The organism is Gymnodinialimonas phycosphaerae, assembly GCF_019195455.1.
In the GTDB taxonomy this organism is placed as follows: domain Bacteria; phylum Pseudomonadota; class Alphaproteobacteria; order Rhodobacterales; family Rhodobacteraceae; genus Gymnodinialimonas; species Gymnodinialimonas phycosphaerae.
On record NZ_JAIMBW010000001.1, the window covers coordinates 3,788,065 to 3,807,331 of the forward strand.

22 protein-coding genes are annotated in these 19,267 nt (G+C 65.5%); 9 read left to right on the forward strand and 13 right to left on the reverse strand.

Features of this window, described 5'->3' with window-relative positions; all coding sequences use genetic code 11:
- The first annotated feature begins 52 nt into the window (after positions 1-52).
- From KUL25_RS18980 to KUL25_RS18990, 3 genes are all read left to right on the forward strand, one after another.
- Positions 53-931 carry a LysR family transcriptional regulator gene (locus KUL25_RS18980; protein ID WP_257894328.1) on the forward strand — a complete coding sequence of 293 codons (879 nt, stop codon included), beginning with the start codon at positions 53-55 and terminating at the stop codon, positions 929-931.
- Between the two features lie 154 nt (positions 932-1,085).
- A complete protein-coding gene (locus KUL25_RS18985) occupies positions 1,086-1,931 on the forward strand; it encodes a DMT family transporter (protein ID WP_257894901.1) in 846 nt (281 codons plus the stop codon).
- A gap of 57 nt (positions 1,932-1,988) precedes the next feature.
- Entirely contained in the window at positions 1,989-2,471 is a 483-nt protein-coding gene (locus KUL25_RS18990; RefSeq protein WP_257894329.1) for a ClbS/DfsB family four-helix bundle protein, read from the forward strand.
- Position 2,472: 1 nt separating this feature from the next.
- Here the strand turns inward: KUL25_RS18990 and KUL25_RS18995 are convergent, their stop codons facing one another.
- The gene (locus KUL25_RS18995) at positions 2,473-3,093 is read right to left on the reverse strand and encodes a hypothetical protein (RefSeq protein ID WP_257894330.1); all 621 of its coding nucleotides are present in this window, start codon (positions 3,091-3,093) and stop codon (positions 2,473-2,475) included.
- Between the two features lie 254 nt (positions 3,094-3,347).
- Positions 3,348-3,716 carry an ArsR/SmtB family transcription factor gene (locus KUL25_RS19000; protein ID WP_257894331.1) on the reverse strand — a complete coding sequence of 123 codons (369 nt, stop codon included), beginning with the start codon at positions 3,714-3,716 and terminating at the stop codon, positions 3,348-3,350.
- Positions 3,717-3,914: 198 nt separating this feature from the next.
- On the opposite strand from KUL25_RS19000, the gene KUL25_RS19005 reads away from it, so the two are divergent.
- The 5 genes from KUL25_RS19005 (at position 3,915) to KUL25_RS19025 (ending at position 6,729) form a co-directional block, all read left to right on the forward strand.
- The gene (locus tag KUL25_RS19005; protein WP_257894332.1) at positions 3,915-4,289 is read left to right on the forward strand and encodes an AtpZ/AtpI family protein; all 375 of its coding nucleotides are present in this window, start codon (positions 3,915-3,917) and stop codon (positions 4,287-4,289) included.
- Entirely contained in the window at positions 4,279-5,127 is an 849-nt protein-coding gene (locus KUL25_RS19010; protein WP_257894333.1) for a F0F1 ATP synthase subunit A, read from the forward strand. The genes KUL25_RS19005 and KUL25_RS19010 overlap by 11 nt, the downstream gene beginning before the upstream one ends.
- Before the next feature lie 68 nt (positions 5,128-5,195).
- Complete coding sequence (locus KUL25_RS19015) at positions 5,196-5,432, forward strand: F0F1 ATP synthase subunit C (RefSeq protein WP_011453893.1); 237 nt, start codon at positions 5,196-5,198, stop codon at positions 5,430-5,432.
- A 117-nt stretch (positions 5,433-5,549) separates the two neighbouring features.
- Entirely contained in the window at positions 5,550-6,149 is a 600-nt protein-coding gene (locus KUL25_RS19020) for a F0F1 ATP synthase subunit B' (RefSeq protein ID WP_257894334.1), read from the forward strand.
- Positions 6,150-6,153: 4 nt separating this feature from the next.
- Entirely contained in the window at positions 6,154-6,729 is a 576-nt protein-coding gene (locus KUL25_RS19025; RefSeq protein ID WP_257894335.1) for a F0F1 ATP synthase subunit B, read from the forward strand.
- Positions 6,730-6,809: 80 nt separating this feature from the next.
- Here KUL25_RS19025 and KUL25_RS19030 read toward each other — a convergent pair whose 3' ends face one another.
- The 9 genes from KUL25_RS19030 to KUL25_RS19070 all read right to left on the reverse strand — a co-directional run bounded on the left by KUL25_RS19030 (position 6,810) and on the right by KUL25_RS19070 (position 14,692).
- A complete protein-coding gene (locus KUL25_RS19030) occupies positions 6,810-7,784 on the reverse strand; it encodes a P1 family peptidase (RefSeq protein ID WP_257894902.1) in 975 nt (324 codons plus the stop codon).
- Positions 7,784-8,116: a hypothetical protein gene (locus KUL25_RS19035; protein WP_257894336.1), complete on the reverse strand. Its 333-nt coding sequence runs from the start codon at positions 8,114-8,116 to the stop codon at positions 7,784-7,786. Before KUL25_RS19035 ends, KUL25_RS19030 begins: the two co-directional genes overlap by 1 nt.
- Complete coding sequence (locus tag KUL25_RS19040) at positions 8,113-8,463, reverse strand: cupin domain-containing protein (protein WP_257894337.1); 351 nt, start codon at positions 8,461-8,463, stop codon at positions 8,113-8,115. The genes KUL25_RS19035 and KUL25_RS19040 overlap by 4 nt, the downstream gene beginning before the upstream one ends.
- Entirely contained in the window at positions 8,460-9,200 is a 741-nt protein-coding gene (locus tag KUL25_RS19045; RefSeq protein WP_257894338.1) for a glucose 1-dehydrogenase, read from the reverse strand. The genes KUL25_RS19040 and KUL25_RS19045 overlap by 4 nt, the downstream gene beginning before the upstream one ends.
- On the reverse strand, positions 9,190-9,744 hold the full coding sequence (locus KUL25_RS19050; protein ID WP_257894339.1) for a hypothetical protein: 555 nt from the start codon (positions 9,742-9,744) through the stop codon (positions 9,190-9,192). The genes KUL25_RS19045 and KUL25_RS19050 overlap by 11 nt, the downstream gene beginning before the upstream one ends.
- A 155-nt stretch (positions 9,745-9,899) precedes the next feature.
- Positions 9,900-11,345, reverse strand: coding sequence for an aldehyde dehydrogenase family protein (locus KUL25_RS19055; protein WP_257894340.1), 1,446 nt, complete (start codon positions 11,343-11,345; stop codon positions 9,900-9,902).
- Complete coding sequence (locus KUL25_RS19060; protein ID WP_257894341.1) at positions 11,329-12,909, reverse strand: ABC transporter ATP-binding protein; 1,581 nt, start codon at positions 12,907-12,909, stop codon at positions 11,329-11,331. Before KUL25_RS19060 ends, KUL25_RS19055 begins: the two co-directional genes overlap by 17 nt.
- Positions 12,906-13,754, reverse strand: coding sequence for an ABC transporter permease (locus KUL25_RS19065; RefSeq protein ID WP_282563183.1), 849 nt, complete (start codon positions 13,752-13,754; stop codon positions 12,906-12,908). The genes KUL25_RS19060 and KUL25_RS19065 overlap by 4 nt, the downstream gene beginning before the upstream one ends.
- Positions 13,751-14,692 carry an ABC transporter permease gene (locus KUL25_RS19070; protein ID WP_257894342.1) on the reverse strand — a complete coding sequence of 314 codons (942 nt, stop codon included), beginning with the start codon at positions 14,690-14,692 and terminating at the stop codon, positions 13,751-13,753. The genes KUL25_RS19065 and KUL25_RS19070 overlap by 4 nt, the downstream gene beginning before the upstream one ends.
- Before the next feature lie 156 nt (positions 14,693-14,848).
- Here KUL25_RS19070 and KUL25_RS19075 point away from each other — a divergent pair, with 156 nt between their 5' ends.
- Entirely contained in the window at positions 14,849-16,054 is a 1,206-nt protein-coding gene (locus tag KUL25_RS19075; RefSeq protein ID WP_257894343.1) for an aminopeptidase P family protein, read from the forward strand.
- Between the two features lie 39 nt (positions 16,055-16,093).
- Here the strand turns inward: KUL25_RS19075 and KUL25_RS19080 are convergent, their stop codons facing one another.
- Together KUL25_RS19080 and KUL25_RS19085 are read right to left on the reverse strand one after the other, a co-directional pair.
- Complete coding sequence (locus KUL25_RS19080; protein ID WP_257894344.1) at positions 16,094-17,500, reverse strand: hypothetical protein; 1,407 nt, start codon at positions 17,498-17,500, stop codon at positions 16,094-16,096.
- Positions 17,501-17,747: 247 nt separating this feature from the next.
- Positions 17,748-19,214: an ABC transporter substrate-binding protein gene (locus KUL25_RS19085; RefSeq protein ID WP_257894345.1), complete on the reverse strand. Its 1,467-nt coding sequence runs from the start codon at positions 19,212-19,214 to the stop codon at positions 17,748-17,750.
- Positions 19,215-19,267 lie beyond the last annotated feature (53 nt).

Below are 19,267 nucleotides of genomic sequence, written 5' to 3' on the forward strand. Positions count from 1 at the left end.
CACGCATTGTGGCCGTAACGCTGGAATTGGTGATGGAGCGCACAAAAAGCCGATGGACAATTGGGATGAAGTGCGCACCGCTTTCCAGGTTGCGAAAGTCGGCACCGTTTCCGGCGCTGCCGAAGCCCTGGGCGTGCACCACGCAACGGTGATCCGCCATATCGACGCGCTGGAGCAGCGGCTTGGTGCAAAGCTGTTCCAACGCCATGCGCGCGGGTACACGGCGACAGAGGCGGGCCAGGACTTGCTGGCCGTGGCCGGCCAGACTGACGACCAGTTCACCCAGCTTGCGGGCCGGATCAAGGGCCGGGGCGATGAGGTGACGGGCGAGTTGATCGTGACGTCGCTTGACGCGCTTTCGCCGCTTCTGGTGCCCACCATTGGTCTATTCCAGGAACGCCACACCGACCTGAGGGTGCGGCTGGTAAGCGATACACGTCTGTTCCGGTTGGAATACGGCGAGGCCCACGTGGCGATCCGCGCGGGCAAATTGCCCGATCAGCCCGACAACATCGTGCAGCCCTTCTTCACCCAAACCCTGCGGCTGGTGGCCAGCAAAGGGTATGTGGAGCGTTTCGGGGTCCTGACCGGGGACAACCTGGCCGATCATCGTTTCGTGGGCTCTACCGAAGAGACGCCCCGCGCCCCCTATTTCAAGTGGCTGGCGGACACGGTGCCCACGTCGTCGATCTATTTCCGGGCGTCCTCCATGTCAGCCGCGAAAGAGGCGGTCGTGGCGGGCATCGGCATCGGTTTCGTAGCGTCCTGGGACCGGGAGCGCACCGCCGATCTGGTCGAGGTCTTGCCCCCGTTGGAGGACTGGACCGCAAAGATCTGGCTTGTCACGCACATGGACCTGCATCGTACCGCAAAGGTTCAGACGTTCGTGCGTCACCTCAAGGAGCAGGTGAAGACCTGGGATGTGGTGTGACGCGATCCCATGGGGTCGAGGTCGGTAGGGGGCGCTGCCCCCGCCCGCGCCCCAGGGGGCGCGACCTCCCCCGGAGTTTTCTGGGCAAGATGAAGTCGGAGCGTCGTTCGTGGTGACGGCGGCCATCGGCTCGGCGCGCGGGGGACATCTGGCGATGCTGGTGTTCTCGGCGCTGGTGGCGGGGTCGTTCTCGCTTGGCGGTCAGGTGGCGGACGAATTGGCCCCGACGGCCCTGAACGCGGTGCGGTTCGGGATTGCGGCCCTGATCATGGGGGCAGTGGTTTTCGCGCGCGGCGGCGTGCCACGCGCGGCTTTGGGCGCGCCGTGGCGGTATCTGGTACTGGGCGGTATTTTCGCGTTCTATTTCGTGCTGATGTTCGAGGGGTTGAAGACGGCGCCGCCGGTCTCGGCCGCGGCTGTGTTCACGCTGACCCCGGTGATGAGCGCGTTTTTTGGCTGGCTGTTGCTGCGCCAGGTCGTCAGCCCGCGCATTGCGGCGGCTTTGGCGATCGGGGCGGCTGGGGCGGCTTGGGTGATTTTCCGCGCCGACCTGTCGGCGTTGATGGCGTTCGAGGTGGGGCGCGGCGAGGCGATCTACTTTGTCGGCTGCATCGGCCACGCACTCTACACGCCCTTGGTGCGGGTGCTGAACCGGGGCGAGCCGGTGTTGGTGTTCTCGTTCCTGACGCTGGTCGCCTGTGCGGGCGTCATCACGATCTGGGGGATGGGTGAGATCGCGGCGGCTGATTGGGCAGGCTTGCGCCCCATGGTCTGGATCGCGATCGCCTACACCGCCGTTTTCGCCAGCGCGGCCACGGTGTTTTTGATCCAGTTCGCCTCGCTCAGGCTGCCGTCGTCCAAGGTGATGGCCTACACCTACTTGACGCCGTCGTGGGTGATCTTGTGGGAGATCGCCCTGGGCCAGCCCGTCCCGGCGGGCCTGGTGCTGGTGGGTGTTGCGTTGACGATCACGGCGCTTTTGATGCTGCTCAAGGATTGAGGCGGATCAAGGTCGGGCGTCGCCCGGTCGGGTAGGGTGTCCGAAAGGAGACCCGCCATGCCCGCTGCCACCACCCACAAGGACCTTCTGGCCGTGACCGACCGCGAATGGGCCAAGCTGAGCGCGCTTCTGGACAAGGTGCCGGAAGACATCGCCTGTGCGCCCCAGGGCGAAGACCCATCGGTCCGCGATATCCTGTGCCACCGGGCCCATTGGGTCGGGCTGTTTTTCCAGTGGCTGGACGAGGGGGAGGCGGCGCAGATGCCGGACCACGGGGTGAAGTGGAACCAGCTCAAGCCGTATAATGCGGGCCTGAGGGCGCGCTACGCGGATCTTTCGTGGACCGAGGCCCGCGATTGGCTGGCGCGCGAACAGGCGCGGTTGCGGGCGTGGATCGCGGCGGCGGATGACGCCACGCTTTATGGCGGGGCGATGCCCGGCGGGACAGGTTGGACCCGGGGGCGCTATGCCGAGGCGGCGGGGCCGAGCCATTGCCGCAGTGCCGCCAAGTATATCCGTGCCGTGCTGAAGGCGGCCTAAGTCATTCCGCCGGCGCGCCGCGCGCGAAGGGGAAAGCCGCCAGCGGCACACGGATCAGATCGTAGGTGATGGTGCCGATGGGCGCGGGCAGGGCCACGTTCTGCACCAGGTTGTCCCCGATACAGGTATAGGTGATCACCGGGTTGAAGGTGTTTTCCGGTATGGCGAACAGCGGCACGGTGGTGCTGGTGCCATCGGTGGTGACTGTCATCTCTCCGTTCAGGTTGCCTTGTGCGCCGGGCAGGTAGCACAGGTCCAGCGTGCCGCCGATGGCGCTGATGTAGCCTGCGGTGGTGACGGTCTGGCCGGTCATCTCGAATGTCGTCAGATCCCCGTCACTGTCCTGGAACTGGGCCGCGCCCTCGACGCCCAGGGGGAACGTCTCGAAGAAGCCGTCGTCGTAGATGATCATGCCGACCGGCGCACCGATGCTGCTGAAATTGGCGCGCACGGCGTCGGGCATCGAATTCATCGCGCGTTGCAGCGCATCGGGGATGGTGGAGGACCCGACCCAGGCCCCCACAAGGCAGGTCTCGATCGGGCCGGTGGGCGCCTCGCAGGTGGCCTGCGCAAAGGCAGGGGCGGCTGCGAGTGACATCAACAAGGCAAGGGTGCGGGCCATGGTAAGTTCCTTTCTGTAGCGCGCGGACGTGGACGCAGGTCAAAGGGCGCAAATCGGGCCAGGGGGCGGCCCCGTCGGGATTCAATCCGCCCGCGCAGGGAACCGGGGCGTGTTCAGCTTCGTTGTCCTAGTAGATCGTATCAAAAGGAGCGTCCGCAATGCGTGGAATACTTACTATCATCGGCCTCATTGTTGTCGTCCTTGCCGTCCTGCGCCTTGCGGGCATCGCCTGACGCCACCGGGGTCGTACGGCCTTAGGGCGCGGTCCCGTCGTCGACACCATCCACCTCGGACAGGCCCTCTTGTCCGAGCCAGCGTTCGAACGCGTCCACGTCGACGGGTTCGAATTGCCCAAACCCCTGCATCCAGACAGAAGCCACCTTCAGCGCGTCGGGCTCCAACTTGCACCACTTCACCCGGCCCCGCTTTTCCTGCGTGATCAGGCCCGCCGCCGTCAGCACGCCCAGGTGCTTGGAGATCGCGGCAAGCGACATCTCGAACGGTTCGGCCACATCGGTGACGGCCATGTCATCCTCCAGCAGCATCGACAGGATTGCCCGCCGCGTCGGGTCGGCCAGGGCCGCAAAAGTCGTGTCGAGCGAGGGTTTGTAAGACAGGGCCATGGGGCCAGTAGGGGGCACGACGCGCAATCGTCAACCGTTTGGTTGAATATGCTGTTGTGCAGCATCGGGCGGCGCTTGGAGGTGGTCCCTGAAAAATAGCCATATATAACAGCATCTTAAAGGGCTTCATCCCGCGTTGACTCTGCCGCTCACCCGGCCTAGCTTCCGCGCAACCTTCCCACCGGAGGCGAGATGGTGATGGCCCAAAGCGACGAAGACCGCATGGCCGCGTTAGAAGCGCGGATCGCGGCGGCAAAGTCCCGGGCCAACCCAAACCGCACGAAGGCGGAAGAGCATCACTCCCAAGCGCAACTGGCGTGGCGGATGGTGATCGAGCTGGTGGCCGGATTGGGCATTGGCTTCGGCATAGGCTACGGGCTCGACACGCTGTTGGGCACCACACCGTGGCTGATGGTCGTGTTTGTCATTTTGGGGCTCATTGCCGGGATCAAGACGATGATCCGCTCGGCCAATGAACTTCAGCGAGACGCGCTGGAGCGCGAAGCACAGAAGACGCGCGCCGACGTGAAATCGGGCGCAGGACAGGAAACGGGGACGCGGGATGGCGACTGAAAGCACCAACACGGACGCAAAAGGCGGCGCAGGCCGCATGGTCGCCTTTGTTCTGATCGGCCTTGCCGTTCTGGGCTTCATCGCCGCCTACCTCGACGACTACACCGGCGGTCTGGCGATCCACCCGATGGACCAGTTCGTGGTGTCGCCGCTGTTTGGTGACGGCCCGGTGGGCATGTTCACGATCACCAATGCAACGCTCTGGATGGCGCTGTCGGTCCTCTGCGTCATCGCGCTGATGGTCTGGGGCACACGCGGCCGGGCGGTGATCCCGTCGCGCAGCCAGTCGATGGCGGAACTGGCCTACGGCTTCGTGCGCCAGATGGTGGAAGACGTGGCAGGCAAGGACGCGCTGCCCTACTTCCCCTACATCTTCACGCTATTCCTCTACATCCTCTTCGCCAACTTCCTGGGCCTGATCCCCACCAGCTTCACCACGACATCTCACATCGCCGTAACGGCCGTGTTGGCCATGGCGGTGTTCTTGACGGTCACGATCCTGGGCTTCGTGAAGAACGGCATCGGGTTCCTTGGTCTTTTCTGGGTGTCCTCAGCGCCGCTGGTGCTGCGCCCGATCCTGGCCATCATCGAGCTGATTTCCTACTTCGTGCGCCCCGTCAGCCACTCCATTCGTCTGGCAGGCAACGTCATGGCAGGTCACGCGGTTCTGAAAGTGTTCGCCGGTTTCGCGGGTGCCCTTGGCCTTGCGGGTATCGCGCCGATCATTGGCGTGGTCGCAATCTACGGCCTTGAAGTCCTCGTGTCGGCCATCCAGGCCTACGTTTTCACAATCCTGACGTGCGTTTACTTGAAGGACGCGCTTCACCCCGCTCACTAATTCAGACCGGGCGCGCTGCCCGGTCCGAGAGAACCAACTTCCAAAATAAAATCGTAAGGAGATACATCATGGAAGGCGATATCGCACAAATGGGTCAATTCATCGGTGCCGGCCTGGCCGCCATCGGTTCTGGTGCCGCCGCTATCGGTGTGGGCCATGTTGCTGGCAACTTCCTCGCCGGCGCCCTGCGCAACCCGTCTGCGGCTGCTGGCCAGACCGCAACTCTCTTCATCGGCATCGCGTTCGCCGAGGCACTGGGCATCTTCGCCTTCCTCGTCGCCCTGCTGCTGATGTTCGCTGTCTAAGACCTAGACCCCCGGTCCCCGATGGGGCCAAAATGCGAATAGACGATCCTTACGTTCGGCGCGCTATCCACGGGTAGCGCGCCACCGTAAAACCCCAAATCCGGTTGGAGGAACACCATGGCTGACGAAGCCGAAAATGCAGGCCACGGCGATGACGCCCATGGCGGGCTTGAGGCCGGCCTTGAGGTTGCCATCGGCACGGACCACGGTGCGACCGATGCGGCTGGCATGCCGCAGCTGGACATCGCGACATTCGACAATCAGGTTTTCTGGTTGGTGCTTACGCTTCTGGCGATCTACTTCATCCTCGCCAAGATCGCGCTGCCGCGGATTTCCTCGGTCATCGCCGAGCGTCAGGGCACGCTGACCAACGACTTGGCCACCGCCGAAGACCTGAAGCGTCAGGCCGCGGAAGCCGAAGAGAATTATAACGCTGCGCTGGCCAACGCCCGGGCAGAGGCCTCCAAGATCGCCCAGGAAACCCGCGAGGAAATCCAGGCGTCCTTGCAGGTCGAGATCGACAAGGCTGACGCCCAGATCGCGGCCCGCGCCGCCGAAGGGGAAGCCCGCATCGCCGAGATCGAGGCAAGCGCCATGGCCACGGCAGAAGAAGTCGCCCGTGATGTCGCGACCGAGATCGTCCGCGCCCTCGGGCCGGGCAAGGATGTGGACGCCGCCGCCATCGCCAGCGCCGTTGCGAACCGAGTGAGAGGGTAAGACCATGCGTTATTTGACCATCCTTCTCACCCTCGCGGCCTCGCCCGCGCTTGCCGCAGAAGCCTATGACAGCCCCCACGGTCTGTTCGATCCGTCCTTGGGCAACACCGATTGGGTCGTCCTTCTGGGCTTCCTGTTGTTCCTTGCGATCCTGTTCTACTTCGGCGTGCCGAAGATGTTGGGCGGCATGCTGGATCAGCGCGCCGAGGGCATCCGGTCCGAACTGGACGAGGCCCGCGCGCTGCGCGAAGAGGCGCAAACGCTTCTCGCCTCCTACGAGCGCAAGGCCCGCGAAGTGGAAGAGCAATCTGCCCGCATCGTGACCGAGGCCCGTGTGAACGCTGAAACGGCGGCACAGCAGGCGAAAGCCGAGATCGAACGCTCGATCACCCGCCGTCTTGCGGCGGCCGAGGATCAGATCGCATCGGCCGAGGCGAAAGCCAGCCGGGCCGTGCGCGACAGCGCCGCCTCTGCGGCCGTGGCTGCCGCGGCCGAGGTTATTGCGGGTGGCACCAGCGCTGCCGATCAGAACAAGATGATCGATGAAGCGATCGACGAGGTCGGGCGCCAGCTGCACTAAGCGTGTGTCACGGAATTGGAAGGCCCTGGCGGAAACGGCGGGGCCTTTTTTCGTGGGACATCGGCAGTGGGCGGTTTGCCCTACCCAAAGGTGGCGCGGTAGGTCGGGAGAGGGTCGGTGGCTGAGGGCGTCGCCTCGAACACCCCCCGCGCGATGGCACGCGACAGGCAAATCGCCGCCGCGTGCCCAAGCATCAGCGTATCGGCCTCTCCCTCAACCGTCCCCATCGCCGCCGCAAACACAAGGTCGCCGTCCATCGGCGTGTGGCTGGGGTAGATCGCGCGGGCCATGCCATCGTGGGCGGCCACGGCCATGCGGGTGGCCTGGGCCTGAGTCAGCGCGGCATCCGTGGCAACAATCGCGATCGTCGTGTTCTGCGCCCTGCCTTTGACGGGCGGCATGACGTGGGGGTCAAAGGTTGGTGCGGGCCCGCGGCCGCCGAACTCTTTCCCCATCTCGAACGGAGCCGCCCAGAAATGCTTGCTGTCCCCCACCGTGACGCGCCCCAGCGCGTTCACCGCCACCAGCGCGCCCACGGTATAGGGCCCCACCCGCAAAGAAGCCGAGCCGAGCCCCCCCTTGAGATCCGCGATCAGCGCGCCGGTGCCCGCACCGACGCTGCCAAGCGCGAAATCCATGTCCGCGTTTGCCAAGGCCGCGCGCCCCAGCGCTTTGTAGGGGTTTTCCGTCCAGGTCTTGTCGCCGCCATTGATCAGGTCGAACAGGATCGCGGCGGGCACGATCGGCACCACCTGATCCCCGACCGCAAAGCCGCGCCCCTGCGTGCGCAATCCGTCCGCTACGCCAGAGGCCGCGTCGAGGCCAAAGGCCGATCCCCCCGACAGTACCAGCGCATCGGCCTGTTGCACCGTCTTGTCGGGGGCCAGCAGGTCCGTTTCGCGCGTGCCCGGTGCCCCGCCCATGACATGGACGCCCGCCACGAATGGCGCGTCCCCGACCAGCACGGTCGCCCCGGTCTTGATGCCGTCGTCCTGGGCATTGCCCACCCGCAGGCCCGCCACATCGGTGATCAAATTGCGCGGCCCCGGCACCATCATGGCGTGGCGCTCAGGTGCGGGACGGTCCCGCGGAAGCTGCCCAGGGGCGTCAGATGCGCGGTCTGTACCACGGGGCAGGCCACGCCCTCATGGGCCGCAGGCAGGATCAGGACGAGGGTGCGGCCCTTCGCGGCAAGCGACGCCACCGTCGCGCCCTCGAAATATGCCCCCAGACGCAGGCCATGGCTGCGCTGGATCACCTCCACATGGGTCAGGTCCAACCCCGGTGCGACGTCCAGCAGATGTGCGAAGACCAGCGGCTGGCTGGCGAAGTCACCGGCAAAGACGGCGATATCAGCAGGCAGATCCTGGCGCGTGATGCGGGTCACAGCGTGTCCTTTACAACGGCGGTCGCGGGGTCGCCCGTGTTCGGCGTGCCCGCGGGCTCGATCAGCAGCAGATGCGCCTCGGACCGTGCGACGGGGCGATGTTCCACTCCCGCAGGCACCACGAACATCTCTCCTTCGCGAAGCGTCACCGTGCCGTCGCGCATCTCGATATCGATCTCGCCTTTCAGAACCAGAAACAGATCGTCCGTGTCAGGGTGCGAATGCCAGACGAACTCGCCTTCTACCTTCACGACCATCAGATCGTGGCCGTTGAACGCGCCCACGATCTTCGGGCTCCAGTGGTTGTTGAATTGCGCCAGCTTCTCCGCAAGATTGATCGCCTTCATATGCATCGCCCCCCGTCCACTTCCAGCGCCACGCCGGTGATCATCGAGGCCGCGTCCGAGCATAGGAACGCCGCCGCCTCGCCCATGTCCTCGGGCTGGCTGAAGCGCCCCAGGGGGATCGTCGCCAGGAACTTGGCGCGGATTTCCGGCGTGTCTTCGCCCATGAAGCTCGCCAGCAGCGGCGTCTCGCCCGCCACGGGACACAACGCGTTCACCCGGATGCCGAAGGGCGCCAGTTCTACTGCCATGGTCTTCGTGGCCGTGATCATCCAGCCCTTGGACGCGTTGTACCAGTTCAGGTTCGGGCGCGGCGACAGCCCGGCGGTAGAGGCGATGTTCAGGATCGCGCCCGCCCGCGCCGCCTTCATGTGCGGCACGATCTCGCGTGCGGTCAGGTAGACGGACTTGGCGTTGACGGCCAGCACCCGGTCGAACTCTTCTTCGCTGACCTCCTCCAGCGGCGTCGGCAGATGGGTGATCCCTGCGTTGTTCACCACGATGTCGATCCGCCCCCATCGGTCCATCGCGGCCTGTGCCATGGCCGCCACATCCGCCCCCTTTGATACATCCGTGCGGATCGCCGCCCCGCCGATTTCATCGGCAATGGCGCTCGCGGCCGCCTCGTTAAGGTCGGCCACCATCACAGAGGCCCCCTCGCGCGCGAAAATCCGTGCGATGCCTGCGCCGAAGCCGGATGCAGCCCCGGTCACGATGGCGGTTTTTCCTTCAAGTCGCATCAGAAGCCTCCTTCCGGGCACGGGCCGTATCTATCTTGCGCGCATGGCGCATCGGGAAAAACGCGGCGATCAGCCCAAGCGCGCCCGCAATGTAGCTGGCGTCGTGCATGAACCCCGCGCGCAGCAGGTCCTGACGTGTCGGACCATTGGGAAAGCGGATCATCTCGTCCAGCAGCCCCGTGCTGTCGGCGACCAACCCGCCCAACAACCCCGCCAGTGCGCCGAAGGTGGCCAGCAGAATGACAAGAAAGACAGCGCCCAACCCAGCCCCAAGATAGCTGCGCGCGTTCGGCACGGCAAAAAGGCCATAAAGAAACGCGGGCAGGCCGATCAAGGGCCCCATCCACCAACTGGCCAGCACGCCCACCACAGCCGCCCCAACGCGGGGCGACAGCGCCTCACCGATGTTGAACTGGATGAACTTGAATTCGGTGAAATACGTGGGCCCCACGGTGTAGCTCAACTGGTTGTGCAACGCGCCAAACAGCGCCGCTGCCAGGGCCGCCATGACCAGCAGCAGAAAAAACGTTGGAAACTTGCCCATTCCGCCCCGATCTCCCTTTACCCAATATCAAGGTTAACCGCGCCCCCTCGGTCCGTCCATGCCCGATCAGGTGTGTGAGCGCCTTCATCTTGCCCGTACAACTCCGGGGGTTGGGGGGCTGGCCCCCCATGGCGACCTTGCCCCCCGCACCACCTTCAGCCGTGATGCGCCGCGACCGTCTTGAGGGTGGTGAACGCATACATCGCCTCGAACCCCTTTTCCCGCCCGTGGCCCGAATGGCCGACGCCGCCAAAGGGCAATTCAACCCCGCCCGCCGCGCCATAGTTGTTCAGGAACACCTGGCCCGCGTGCAGCCGCTTGGCCAGCCGCATCTGGCGGCCGCCATCGGCGCTCCAGACGCTGGCGACAAGCCCGTATTTCGTGCCGTTGGCGATCTGCACCGCGTCGTCTTCATCGTCAAACGGGATCAACACCTGCACGGGCCCGAAGATCTCGTTCTGGGCCAGCGGGTGATCCGGGGCGATGTTCCCGATCAGCGTGGGCGCGACGTAATTGCCACCCTCGGGCAGGCCTTCGGGCACGGAGGCCTGGGCAAGGATCTGGTCCGGCGTGGCTTGCGCCAGAAAGCCCTCGACGATGGCCTTTTGCCGGGCCGAGACCAGCGGGCCGAGGCGGGCATCCTCCATCGCAGGGGCGATGGTGAGGGCGCTGATCTCGGCGCTGAGGCGCGCGGCCAGCTGATCGTGGATCTCGCGCTGCACCAGGATGCGGGAACCCGCCGAGCAGGTCTGGCCCGCGTTCTGGATCCCGGCGTTCACCAGAAACGGCAGGGCCTTGTCCAGATCCGCATCCGCAAACACGATCTGCGGGGATTTGCCGCCCAACTCCAGCGTGACGGGGACGATGTTCTCGGCGGCCGCGATCTGCACGCGCTTGCCCGTGGCGACGGAGCCGGTGAACGACAGATGCCGCACGTCCGGGTGGGCGGTCAGCGCCGCGCCCGCCTCTGTCCCCAGACCCGGCACAACGTTCAACGCCCCCGCAGGCAGGCCCGCTTGATGGGCGAGGTCGGCGAAGGCCAGCGCCGTCAGGCAGGCGTCCTCGGCGGGTTTCAGGACACAGGCGTTGCCGGTGGCCAGCGCCGCCCCGATAGAGCGCCCGATGATCTGCATCGGGTAGTTCCACGGGATGATGTGGCCCGTGACCCCGTGCGGCTCGCGCAGGGTGTAGACGGTGTAGCCCTGCTGGAAGGGGATCGTCTGACCGGTCAACTTGTCGGCGGCCCCGCCGTAGAACTCGCAGTATCGCGCTAAGGCGATGACATCGGCTTTGGCCTGGGTCAGGGGTTTGCCGACGTCTGTGGCTTCCATCTCGGCCAATGCCTCGGCGTGGTCCAGAACCAGGTGGCTCAGACGCAACAGGATGCGCCCCCGCTCGGCGGCGGTCAGGGCGCCCCATGGGCCTGCCAACGCGGCTGAAGCGGCTTCGACGGCTGCGTCCACATCCGCGCCCCCGCCCCGCGCGATGCGCGCGAATTCCTCGCCGGTGGAGGGGTTGATGACGGGCAGGGTCTCTCCGCTGGCACAGGCGCGCCAGGTGCCGTTGATGAACAGGAGGGAGGGGTCAAACCATGGTTGCATTGCGGTCTCCGAGAGTGTCGGGCAGCCGGGGGGCGGCGGTCAGAAGGGTCTTGGTGTAGGGGTGTTGCGGGTCCGTGAACACGGCCTCGGTCGTGCCTTGTTCGACGATCTCACCCGCCTGCATGACCAAAACGCGGTCGGTGATCGCGCGCACGACGGTCAGATCATGGGAGATGAACAGGAAGCTGAGGCCGAAATCCGTCTGAAGATCAGCCAGCAGATCAAGGATCTGCGCCCGGACAGAGACATCCAGCGCGCTGACTGCCTCATCCAGCACCAGCAGTTTGGGCCGGGTGATCAACGCCCTCGCGATGGCGATGCGCTGACGCTGCCCGCCGGAAAACTCGTGGGGGTATTTCTGCGCATCCTCGGGCGACAGGCGCACGGCGCGCAGGGCCTCGGCCACGGCGGGGCCCCTCTCGGGCTTGGTGTCGAGCAGGTGGAACGGCTCGGTCACGATCCGATCCACGCGCCAGCGCGGGTTGAAGCTGCCGTAAGGGTCCTGGAACACCACCTGCACATCAGCGCGCAGGGCGCGGGGCATGGTCGGCGAGACGTCGTGGCCATTCAGCGTGATGGTCCCCGAGGTCACGGGATCAAGGCCCAGAATGGCGCGGGTCAGGGTGGATTTCCCGCAGCCGCTCTCGCCCACCAGCCCCAGGCTTTCCCCCCGCCGTACCGCGAAGGAAACGCCGTTGACGGCCGTGACGGGCGCGCCGCGGTGGAACCCTTGGCGGGGGCCGGGGTAATGGCGGTGGACGTTCTGGACCGAGAGGATCGCGTCGTCCGTGGCCTCTGCCGCGCGCTCGGGCTGGTGGGACGAGGCAGCAAACAGCGCGCGGGTGTAGGGGTGGGCCTTGTCGCGCAGGACCTGCGCGGTTGGCCCTTGCTCGACAATCTGGCCCTTTTGCATGACCGCAATACGGTCCGCCATGTCCGAGACAACGGCCAGATCGTGGGTTATCAGCAGCAGGGACATGTTTTCTTCGGCCACCAATTCCCTAAGCAAATCAAGGATCTGCGCCTGCGTGGTGACATCCAGTGCCGTCGTCGGCTCATCCGCGATCAACAGGCGGGGGTGCAGCGCGATGGCGCTGGCGATGCAGACGCGCTGTCGCTGGCCGCCCGACAACTCGTGCGGGTAGCGGTCCAGCGCGATGTGCCTCAGACCAACGCGATCCAGTCGGTCGCGGGCGATGCGCATTGCCTCCGCGCGGGGTGCCGCGCGGTGGATCAGCAGCGTTTCGGCCACCTGATCGCCGATGGTCTGCACCGGGTTGAGGGCGGTCATCGGCTCTTGAAAGATCATCGCGATGTCGTTGCCACGCACCTTTTGCAGGTCCGGTTCATCCAGCGCGAGCATGTCCACGCCGTCAAGATGCGCCGCACCATCGGTCACCGCGCGCCCGGGCAACAGCCCCATCAGCGCCAGCGCGGTCATCGACTTGCCCGAACCGCTTTCGCCGACCAGTCCAAAGATCTCACGCGGGGCGATGGAGAACGAGACCCCGTTCAGGATCTGCGTGCGCCCGATGTGCAGGCCAAGGCCGTCCACGTCGATCATTTGCCTGATCCTTCCCGGGCCCGCCGCAGGCGCGGGTCCAGCGCGTCGCGCAAGCCGTCGCCCATCAGGTTCAGGCCCAGAACCAGCAGCACGATCGACAGCCCCGGCAGCAGCGCCAGGTGCGCGTGGGAATAGATCATCGTCTGCGCATCGGCCAGCATCTTGCCAAGGGACGCCGTGGGCGGCTGCGCGCCAAGGCCGACGTAGGACAGGCCCGCTTCGGCCAGAATCCCCAGGGAGAACTGGATCGTGGCCTGCACGATCAACAGGTTGGCGATGTTGGGCAGGATATGCTCCGCGCTGATGCGGGCGCGGGTTTTTCCGGCGGTGCGTGCGGCCAGAATGTAATCCAGCGTCCAGATCGGCAGCGCGCCGCCCCGGGCGACACGGGCGAAGACGGGGATGTTGAAGATGCCGATGGCCAGGATCGCGTTGGTGGCAGAGGGGCCGTAGATCGCCGTGATCAGGATCGCGATCACCAGCGAGGGGAAGGCGAAGATCAGGTCGTTGCCGCGCATGATCAGCTCGTCCAGCAGGGACGCGCGCCCCGAATTGTGAGATGCCGCCGCCGCAAGGCCCAGGGGCACGCCGACGCATACCCCGATGCCCACCGCCAACAGCGCCACGGCGATGGAGGTCTGGGTGCCCTCCATCAACATCGACAACAGGTCACGCCCGAATTGATCGGTGCCGAACCAATGGGCGGCAGAGCTTGGAAGCAAGCGGTCCGGGATCCGCAGACTGGCGGTGTCATAGGGCGTCCAGACCAGCGACAGCAGGGCCACGGCGATGAAAAACGCGGTGATGATCGTGCCGAAGATAAGGGCAAAAGGCACATGTCTCATGATCGGCGCAGCCTTGGGTCCACGAGGGTATAGGCGATGTCCACCAGGAAGGTCACGACGATCACGGCGAAGACCAGCAGCATGGTGACGCTTTCCACCACGATCAGATCGCGCTGGGTGATGCCCTGGAAGATCAGCCGCCCCAGACCCGGAATGTAGAAGACATTCTCGATGATGATGGCGCCCGCCAGCAGGAAGCTGAACTGTAGCCCGATGATCGTGAGAACCGGGATCAGCGCGTTGCGAAGCGCATGGCGCAGGATGCTTTGGCGCTGCGAAAGGCCCTTGGCGCGGGCGGTGCGGATGTAGTCCTGGTCCAGCGTCTCGATCAGGGCCGAGCGCATGACGCGCGCCAGGATGGCGGCCTGCGGCAGGGCCAGGGCGATCGCGGGCAGGGTCAGGGACCGCAGCGCCGCCCAGGGATCATCCCAGCCCGCGAAACCGCCCGAGGGGAACCACGGGCGCTGCACCGCGAACAGCAGCACAAGGACCATGGCGAACCAGAAATTCGGCACCGCGATGCCCAGTTGCGTGACACCCATCGTCGCGTAATCGCCCGCGCGGCCCCGGTTGGCGGCGGCCAGAACGCCCACCGGCACGGCGATCAGCGTCGACAGGATCAGTGCCAGAACCGCCAGTGGGACCGAAACCCAGATCCGGTCCGCGATCAACTCGGCCACCGGCACGCGGTAATTGTAGGACGTGCCGAAATCGCCTTGCAGCATCCCGGTGACCCAACTGACGTAGCGCGGGATCAGGCCGCCCTCCAACCCCAGTTCGGCGCGCAGGTTTGCGATCGCCTCATCGGTCGCGTTAAGGCCCAACATGAAGGCGGCGGGGTCGCCGGGAATGACCTCGATCACCGCGAAGATCACGGCGCTGGCCACGATCAGGCTGAGGCTCAACGACAGGGCGCGAAAGAGGAGGTAGCGGGTCATGGGATGACGTTAAGCCGACAGCGGGCGATGGGCCATAGCCCTTGCCAGGGCGGCGCGTTTTTGGCTATGGCTTTGTCACGGCTGGGACGATGGCGTCGCTCCCATAGGCCATACTGCCCTGCACGCCCGGGCCTCTTGTAAAAAGGAGGGTCCGCCATGCAGCGCCCCCAGTTCTATGAAATGCACAACGGCACCAAGGCGGCTTTGCCGTTCGATCTGGCCGAATACGACACGCGCCTGCGTGGGCTTCGCGCGATCATGGCGCGGGACGGCGTGGAGGTGGCCGTGCTGACCTCGATGCACAACATCGCCTATTATTCGGGCTTCCTTTATTGCGCGTTCGGGCGGCCTTACGGGCTGGTCGTTACCGCCGACCGCAGCGTGGTGATCAGCGCGGGCATCGACGCGGGCCAGCCCTGGCGCCGCTGCGCCCACGAGGCGCTGACCTACACCGATTGGGAGCGGAACAATTATTGGCGCACCATTCGCCACGTCGCCGGGGAGGGCCGCGCCGTGGGGTACGAGGGCGATCACATGTCACTGGCGCAATTCGGGCTGATGGGCGACTTCCTCAAGCCCGCCAGCACGGTCGATATCGCGCCCGCCACCATGGTCCAGCGGATGATGAAATCCGATGCGGAGCGCGCGTTGATCCGCGCGGGGGCGGCCACGGCGGACGTGGGCGGCTATGCGATCCGGGACGCCGTGCGCGCAGGGGCGCGGGAAATTGACGTTTGCATGGCGGGCCGGGACGCGATGGAATTGCACATCGCCGATGAATTCCCCGACGCCGAATACCGCGACACCTGGGTCTGGTTCCAGTCCGGCCTCAACACTGACGGTGCCCATAACCCCGTCACCGCGCGGGCGCTTGGCCGGGGTGATATCCTGTCGCTCAATACCTTCCCGATGATCTCGGGCTACTACACGGCGCTGGAACGGACGCTGTTCGTGGAAGAGGTCGACGCCGCCTCCCTCAAGATCTGGGAGGCCAATATCGCCGCCCATGAGTTGGGGATTTCCCTGATCAAACCGGGCGCGTCCTGCGCCCAGATCACCCACGGCGTGAACGCGCTGTTCGCGGAAAAAGACCTGCTGCAATACCGCTCCTTCGGCTACGGCCATTCCTTCGGCGTGCTCAGCCACTACTACGGGCGTGAGGCGGGGCTGGAGTTGCGCGAAGACATCGACACGGTGCTGGAGCCCGGCATGGTGATCTCCATGGAGCCGATGCTGACCATCCCCGAAGGCCAGCCCGGCGCGGGGGGCTACCGCGAACATGACATCCTGATCGTGACCGAGGACGGGGCCGAGAACATCACCGGCTACCCCTATGGCCCCGATTTCAACGTCGTGGGCTAGAAGACCGCGCCGGGGGGCGGTCCCCCGGCGCAACGCCCGTTAATCCGCGTCGATCGTCGCGCCGTCGGTTTCGATCCCGTCGGCGATTTCACTGTCGATGACGTAGACGTTGCCCACGCCCTCGTCGTCCTGCACCGCTTCCACGCCCAATTCGCCGCCGTCGTTCCCGGCGGTGGCCGAGCTGATCAGCGCCATGAACAGATCGCCCCGGTCCTCCTCCTCGGCGACGATTCCGATGCCGCCGTTGGAGGACGCTTCCACCGTCGTCGCCGTCACGTACACGCTGCCCGGCCCTGCCTCGCTCAGCTTGATCGCGTCGTCGATGTTGCCGTTGGCGATGATGCCGGTGAAAACCACGTCGATGTCGCCGGGACCGGCCTCGTCGAAGTCGAAGCCTTCGTCGAAGTTGGCCAGCATCTGCCCGATGGAGAAGGTCGCGATGATGCTGCCGGGGCCCGCTTCGTCGATGTCCAACCCGTCGTCCACGTCGATCGAATATTCATATGCCTCGACGCTGCCGTCCTCAAAGATGTCCAGCTCCAACTCGAAACAGCTCATGTCGGGCGTGTCGGGGCTGGGTTGCGGCAGGTCGACGACGGCGATCTCGAGTTCCTGAAATTCGCCTTCCGATTGTTCCGGCAGATACGCCTCCAGCACGGCGGGGTCGCAATAGGTGCCGTTCTCGATGAAATCAGCGCGGATCATGTCGACGGTCACGTCGCCTTCCTGGCCCTCGTCCAACTCGATTCCGTCGGCGCCCACGCCGGTGGCCTGGAAATTGACGCCGGTCAGGTCGATGCTGCCGGGGCCGCGTTCGTCGACGCGCAAGCCGTCGGCGTCGAAACTGCCCTGGCCCACGTCCGCGATGCGCACGCGGTTCAATTCCACCCGGATCGATGCGTCCGAGCCTTCCCCCGCGCCGCCTTCGCCGCCGCCGCAGGCCTCTGCCAGCGTGCAGTCCGAGACGTGGACGCCATGCCCCGCCACGCCCGAGACGGCCACATTGGTCAGCACAAGGCTGACCACGCCCGCCGCGTCCTCGGCCACGTCAAGGAAGATGCCCCGGCCCGCCGCCGTGCCCTGATCGGCGATCGAATAGCCGCCCGGCCCGGTGAACTGCGTGGCGAAGATTGCCAGGACCTGCGGGCCGATGGCCGTCAGCAGGGTCACATCGTTGGGCGAGGCGATGGTGACGCCGTTGCCCATGATCACCACGGGGGCCGCGCCCTCATAGCGCAGGCCCGTCGGCGTCGTGATCGTGCCGTCCGCTTCAGTCACCAAGATCACCGAACGTTCATTCGACGCCCCCGCCGCGTCCAGCGCCGCCTGCAACGACCCCGGCCCCGTGGGCGCGAAATTTGTCACCATAAAGGTCTCGGCAAAGGCGGGGGCGGTCAGGCAAAGCACCAACGCCGTAGCGGTCGAGAGGCGGGAGGTCAGCATCATGGCGAATTCCTTGGTAAGATCATGTTCACCCTTGGGGCTACACTGCCGAAATGACACCCCCATGACATAGCAAAACGGCGCTGATCTTATCCATGATGCGGCGACTGCTCAACGTTTGCGGAAAGGTGGAAGCAGCGGCGGTGCGGCTCCGGTGCCGCGTCTTGGCATCGGCGTGCAGAAGCGGGGGCAAGCCCCGAGGGACACCGGAGGCAAGCGGGCCGGGGGCGCGCGGCCCCCGGCGCGGGTCTTATTGGGTCCAGCGCACCGCCGTCAGATCGGTGGCCTGTGTCGGTGAGTTTTCCCACAGGCCCTCGATATTGGCGTTGGCCACGCCGGTTTTCGCCAGTTGGAACAGATAGGCGTTGACGTAATCGTCCGCGATCATCCGCTGCGCTTCCTGGTTGATGCGCGTGCGCTCGGCCGGGTCGGTGGTGACGGAAAGCTCTTCCATCAGGGCCTGGAACTCGGCGTTGTCGTACTGGAAGTAGTATTCGGGGCGGGCGTAGATGTTGATGTCGGCGGGCTCTGTGTGGCTGACGATGGTCAGGTCAAAGTCGTAGCCGCGAAACACCTGCTCCAGCCAGCCGGCCCATTCGAGGTTGGTGATCTCGGTATTGATGCCCACATCGCGCAGCTGGCTGGCGATGATTTCCCCGCCGCGCCGCGCGTAGGACGGCGGCGGCAGCATCAGGCGCAGGGTCAGGTCCTCGGCGCCCGCCTCGGCCAGCAATTCGCGGGCGCGCTCGGGGTCGAAGGCCGATTGCGCGGTCAGATCCACATAATCCGGGTTGTGGGGGGCAAAGTGGGTGCCGATGGGCGTGCCGTAGCCGAACATCGCGCCGTCGATGATGTCCTGGCGGTTGATTGCATGGGTAATGGCTTGGCGGACGCGGGGGTCTGTCAGCGTCTGGTTGTTCATCGCAAGGATCGTCTCGCCTTCGGTCGATCCGACGATGACGTTGAAGCGGGGGTCTGCCTCGAACTGCGCGAGGTTTTCAGGCGCGGGAAACACCGGGAAGGCGTCCACATCGCCCGCCATCATCGCCGCCAACGCGGCGTTGGGATCGCTGATGAAACGGAAGGTGACGTCGGTTAGCGCGGCGGGCTCGCCCCAGTAATTGTCGTTGCGGGTCAGGGTGATGCTGTCGCCCTGACGCCACTCGCCGAAGGCGAAGGCCCCGGTGCCGATGGGGTTGGTTGCGTTGGTCTCGGCGGAGGCCGGGTCCACGATCACCGCGTCGCCCCATGCCATGTCAAAAAGGAACGCGCCGTCGGGTCCGTCCAAAGTGACGACGACTGTCAGGTCGTCCATCGCTTCTACACTGACGATATTTTCGAACAGCGCGGCTTGCGCATTGGTCGATCCCTCCGCGCGCGCGCGGTCGAGGCTGAAGACCACGTCGTCGGCTGTCATTGCCGCACCGTCATGGAAGGACACGCCGTCGCGCAAGGTGAAGGTGTAGACCGTGCCATCCTCGGAAATTTCCCACGTCCCCGCGAGGCCCGGAATAACCGATCCGTCGGCGGCAAACCGGGTCAGCCCCTCGAACACGTTGGAATAGACCACCTCGTCAATCGCGGCGGCAGCACCGCCCGTGGGGTCCAGCATCGGCGGCTCCAGCTGCATCCCGATGGTGATGGAGGTCTGCTGCGCCATGGCGGCACCGGCGGTCAGCGCCAGCACAGCGGCGCCCAAGTGAAGGGCTTTGGTCATGATCTCTCTCCCTGAGGTCGATTTTCCCCCATTGTGCCGCAGGGAAGGCGGGA

What these genes read in the sequence shown, in the direction of transcription:
- KUL25_RS19015 (WP_011453893.1), top strand. Translation starts at nt 5,196, where the DNA reads ATGGAAGGCGATATCGCACAAATGGGTCAATTCATCGGTGCCGGCCTG.
- KUL25_RS19010 (WP_257894333.1), top strand. Translation starts at nt 4,279, where the DNA reads ATGGCGACTGAAAGCACCAACACGGACGCAAAAGGCGGCGCAGGCCGC.
- KUL25_RS18985 (WP_257894901.1), top strand. Translation starts at nt 1,086, where the DNA reads ATGCTGGTGTTCTCGGCGCTGGTGGCGGGGTCGTTCTCGCTTGGCGGT.
- KUL25_RS18995 (WP_257894330.1), bottom strand. Translation starts at nt 3,093, where the DNA reads ATGGCCCGCACCCTTGCCTTGTTGATGTCACTCGCAGCCGCCCCTGCC.
- KUL25_RS19080 (WP_257894344.1), bottom strand. Translation starts at nt 17,500, where the DNA reads ATGATGCTGACCTCCCGCCTCTCGACCGCTACGGCGTTGGTGCTTTGC.
- KUL25_RS19040 (WP_257894337.1), bottom strand. Translation starts at nt 8,463, where the DNA reads ATGAAGGCGATCAATCTTGCGGAGAAGCTGGCGCAATTCAACAACCAC.
- KUL25_RS19000 (WP_257894331.1), bottom strand. Translation starts at nt 3,716, where the DNA reads ATGGCCCTGTCTTACAAACCCTCGCTCGACACGACTTTTGCGGCCCTG.
- KUL25_RS19020 (WP_257894334.1), top strand. Translation starts at nt 5,550, where the DNA reads ATGGCTGACGAAGCCGAAAATGCAGGCCACGGCGATGACGCCCATGGC.
- KUL25_RS19055 (WP_257894340.1), bottom strand. Translation starts at nt 11,345, where the DNA reads ATGCAACCATGGTTTGACCCCTCCCTCCTGTTCATCAACGGCACCTGG.
- KUL25_RS18990 (WP_257894329.1), top strand. Translation starts at nt 1,989, where the DNA reads ATGCCCGCTGCCACCACCCACAAGGACCTTCTGGCCGTGACCGACCGC.
- KUL25_RS19075 (WP_257894343.1), top strand. Translation starts at nt 14,849, where the DNA reads ATGCAGCGCCCCCAGTTCTATGAAATGCACAACGGCACCAAGGCGGCT.
- KUL25_RS19005 (WP_257894332.1), top strand. Translation starts at nt 3,915, where the DNA reads ATGGCCCAAAGCGACGAAGACCGCATGGCCGCGTTAGAAGCGCGGATC.
- KUL25_RS19070 (WP_257894342.1), bottom strand. Translation starts at nt 14,692, where the DNA reads ATGACCCGCTACCTCCTCTTTCGCGCCCTGTCGTTGAGCCTCAGCCTG.
- KUL25_RS18980 (WP_257894328.1), top strand. Translation starts at nt 53, where the DNA reads ATGGACAATTGGGATGAAGTGCGCACCGCTTTCCAGGTTGCGAAAGTC.
- KUL25_RS19050 (WP_257894339.1), bottom strand. Translation starts at nt 9,744, where the DNA reads ATGGGCAAGTTTCCAACGTTTTTTCTGCTGCTGGTCATGGCGGCCCTG.
- KUL25_RS19085 (WP_257894345.1), bottom strand. Translation starts at nt 19,214, where the DNA reads ATGACCAAAGCCCTTCACTTGGGCGCCGCTGTGCTGGCGCTGACCGCC.
- KUL25_RS19060 (WP_257894341.1), bottom strand. Translation starts at nt 12,909, where the DNA reads ATGATCGACGTGGACGGCCTTGGCCTGCACATCGGGCGCACGCAGATC.
- KUL25_RS19030 (WP_257894902.1), bottom strand. Translation starts at nt 7,784, where the DNA reads ATGGTGCCGGGGCCGCGCAATTTGATCACCGATGTGGCGGGCCTGCGG.
- KUL25_RS19045 (WP_257894338.1), bottom strand. Translation starts at nt 9,200, where the DNA reads ATGCGACTTGAAGGAAAAACCGCCATCGTGACCGGGGCTGCATCCGGC.
- KUL25_RS19065 (WP_282563183.1), bottom strand. Translation starts at nt 13,754, where the DNA reads ATGAGACATGTGCCTTTTGCCCTTATCTTCGGCACGATCATCACCGCG.
- KUL25_RS19025 (WP_257894335.1), top strand. Translation starts at nt 6,154, where the DNA reads ATGCGTTATTTGACCATCCTTCTCACCCTCGCGGCCTCGCCCGCGCTT.